Source organism: Sphingopyxis granuli NBRC 100800 (genome assembly GCF_001591045.1).
GTDB classification, from domain to species: Bacteria; Pseudomonadota; Alphaproteobacteria; order Sphingomonadales; family Sphingomonadaceae; genus Sphingopyxis; species Sphingopyxis granuli.
In genome coordinates, this window is sequence record NZ_BCUA01000157.1 from 1 (window position 1) to 3,086 (window position 3,086).

Below are 3,086 nucleotides of genomic sequence, written 5' to 3' on the forward strand. Positions count from 1 at the left end.
ATCCCACATTCTCCAAGTAAGTCGCTGATTTCGCTGTCGTAATCGTGATATTTCGCATATAAATCATGGCGTTGACGGCTGCGAGGGGCGCGTTTCATGGATCACCTGGAGGGTGCGGGCTTGGCGCGGGGAGATCGGGTTGATTTCGACCGCCGTGTGCGTCTGGAGTTCCGTGGTGCGCAGATCAGTTCAGACGGTGGCCTGCTGGTGATGCGCGAGCTTGATGACGTGCTCGGCCTGTCCAATCTGGCGTCGGAGGCGCTGCGAGACAGCCGCACCGGGAAGAACACGCTCCATCGGCTTGACGGATTGTTCCGGCAATCGGTGTTCGGACGACTGGCCGGATACGAGGATGTGAACGATGCCGACCGCTTGGCCCTCGATCCCGTGATGCGTCAGGTCGTTGGCGGCAGGGCCGTCGAGGCGCAAGCTGCTTCGGCATCGCAGATGGGACGGTTCGAGACCGAGACGCTGGCTCTGGCCGCGAACCGGGCGGCGCTGGCCGATCTGAACGGCCAATGGATCGACCGGTTTCATGACCGCAACGGGTTGAAATACATCGTGCTGGACATGGACAGCTCGGTCAGCCCCACCCACGGCGATCAGGAAGGTACTGCCTGGAACGGGCATTTCGACTGCACCTGCTATCACCCCATCTTCTTGTTCAACCAGTTTGGCATGCTGGAGCGCTGCGCCCTGCGTAACGGCAATGTCCACAGCGCCGATGGCTGGCGGGATGTCCTTGATCCCGTCATTGCCCGATATGCTGGCCGCGACCTTGGTGGACGCTTCTTCCGGGCCGACGCTGCCTACGCGATCCCCGCGATCTATATGCGGCTGGAAGAAGCCAGGTTCTTCTACGCCATCCGTCTGCCCGCCAACGCCGTCTTGCGCGAGAAGATCGCGCATCGGCTGACACGGCCCGTGGGACGGCCTTCGCTGACCAAGGTCAAACGGTTCTTCGAGGACTTCGAGTATCAGGCGGCGTCCTGGGACAAGCCGCGCCGCGTCATCGCCAAGATCGAATGGCATCCGGGCGAGCTGTTCCCCAAAGTCGGCTTCATCGTCACCAACCTGCCGATGGAGCCAGACTGGGTGGTGAGGTTCTACAACCAGCGCGGCACCGCAGAGCAGCACATCAAGGAAGGCAAATATGCCTTTCGCTGGACGCGGCTGTCATGCCGGAAGTTCCGGCACAACGAGGTGCGGCTGCAACTGCACGCGCTGGCCTACAACCTGGCAACCTTCCTGCGCTGCATCGAACTGCCCGAGGCCATGGCGGACTGGTCGTTGACCAGCCTGCAACTCAAGCTGATCAAGATCGGCGCCCGCGTCGTCCGCCACGCCCGCGCCATTACCTTCCAGTTGGCCGAGGTCGCCGTCACCGGCCCGATGGTGCGGGCCGTCCTTGCCGCCATCCGCCGTCTTCGAACGCCTCCGTCATGCGCATGACCACGATCCATGCCCAAGCTGAACGAAAGCGGCAGGACAGGTCCGTCTGCCGCGCGGAAAAGCGGCTCTGCCGGGCCAGAATGCTGCGGGTTCGAGGCTTGATCCACCCGACTTCGGCCGTTTGCGCGACGACAGACACCGCTCGGGGCGAAAAACGCTTGCCCAGCGAGCAAAATCAGGCGATCTTGAAGTCAAGCGGCGGGCCACTTGGGGAATGTCGGTTGACACCACGCCGCTGGGTTAATACAAACTCCCCTTCGTCCTGACACCTTATTGGAGCGCCGATCATGTCAATAAAAACTCTGTTCATGGGCGGCCTGATCGTCTTGGGAACCCCCCTGGCCGTTTCCGCCGCCGACATGTCGGCCACCTGGATCGTGAAGGGCGAGTTCGGTTCCGACCTCCAATATTCGCTGTTTTGCCAGCTGGAGGAAAACACCTCCAAGATCGCAGGCCCCTGCGTCGCCATGCAGGGTAAACTGCTGAAAGCAACCGGCCGGCTGACGGGCGACACCCTGACGTTCCGCTATGACACCGACTATGACGGCGGAGGGTTGACCCTGGAGTACAGCGGCGACGTGAAGCCCGACGGCACGGTGATCGGACGGATCAACGCCGGGATCTCCACCGGTCAGTTCAGGGGCTCCAAAGTGATGAGCCGCGACGCCGATCATTCCACCACCTGGAAGTTCGACGTCGGCTTCACGCCGGAGATCAAATACTCCGTGCTTTGCACTTTCAAGGCCGATGGGGTGAAGATCAAAGGCCCGTGCTCCATAATCCAGGGCCCGACCCTTCAGGCCAAGGGCGCGGTGGACGGCTCCAAGGTCACCTTCGCTTACGACACCGACTATCAGGGCCGGGCGGTCCATGTGGAGTATACCGGCGAGGTCCAGGCGGACGGGTCGATGAAGGGGCCGATCCGGGAAGGCGACTCCGAAGGCTCGTTCACGGCGGCCAGATACTAAACCCGGCCGGATTCGAGGGCGCGGCGCATAGGCATCGCCGGCGTTTTGACGGATAAACGCCGCGCGATGACAGCTCCCCCCCCGCCTGTTCGACCGCGCCCGGCATCGGCGAAAGCTGGACCGGGCCGCGTCGCGGTTTGCGTCGGCGGGCTTCCTCAAGGCCCGCGCGGCGGAGGATCTCGCCGAGCGGCTGGCCGTCATAGCGCGGACCTTTCCCGTCTGCGCCGACCTAGGCGCCCGCGACGGCGCATTCGCCCGGGCGCTGGCGGTGAGCGACGCCGCGGGAAAGATCGGCGCGATCATCGAGACCGACCTTTCATGGCCGATGCTGGCCGGCCGGCCGGGGCTTCGCCTGCAAGCCGATGAGGAGCGTCTGCCCTTCGCGGACCAGAGCCTGGACCTGGTGGTCTCGACGCTCGCCTTGCACTGGACCAACGACCTGCCGGGCAGCCTGATCCAGGTCCGGCGCGCCCTTCGTCCCGACGGGCTGTTTCTGGCCTCGATCCTGGGTGGGGCGACCTTGACCGAGTTGCGGCAGGCCCTGATGGCAGCAGAAGCCGAGATCACCGGCGGGGCTGGCCTCAGGGTGGCGCCCCTGGCCGACGCCTATGACGCGGCGGGACTGCTCCAGCGGGCGGGGTTCGCCCTGCCGGTGGCTGATGTCGA

The 3,086-nt window shown here is 64.2% G+C and carries 3 protein-coding genes; all 3 read left to right on the forward strand.

From position 1 onward, the window contains the following. The first annotated feature begins 96 nt into the window (after nucleotides 1-96). Nucleotides 97-1,452, forward strand: a complete 1,356-nt coding sequence (locus SGR02S_RS19065) for an IS1380-like element ISPme1 family transposase (protein WP_011997539.1) — start codon at nucleotides 97-99, stop codon at nucleotides 1,450-1,452. 308 nt (nucleotides 1,453-1,760) lie between these two features. Then, on the forward strand, nucleotides 1,761-2,420 hold the full coding sequence (locus SGR02S_RS19070) for a hypothetical protein (RefSeq protein WP_156483140.1): 660 nt from the start codon (nucleotides 1,761-1,763) through the stop codon (nucleotides 2,418-2,420). Between the two features lie 268 nt (nucleotides 2,421-2,688). Beyond that, nucleotides 2,689-3,086: methyltransferase domain-containing protein (locus SGR02S_RS19075; RefSeq protein WP_369691236.1), on the forward strand; the 398-nt coding region annotated here is incomplete at its 3' end.

What these genes read in the sequence shown, in the direction of transcription:
- SGR02S_RS19070 (WP_156483140.1), top strand. Translation starts at nt 1,761, where the DNA reads ATGGGCGGCCTGATCGTCTTGGGAACCCCCCTGGCCGTTTCCGCCGCC.
- SGR02S_RS19065 (WP_011997539.1), top strand. Translation starts at nt 97, where the DNA reads ATGGATCACCTGGAGGGTGCGGGCTTGGCGCGGGGAGATCGGGTTGAT.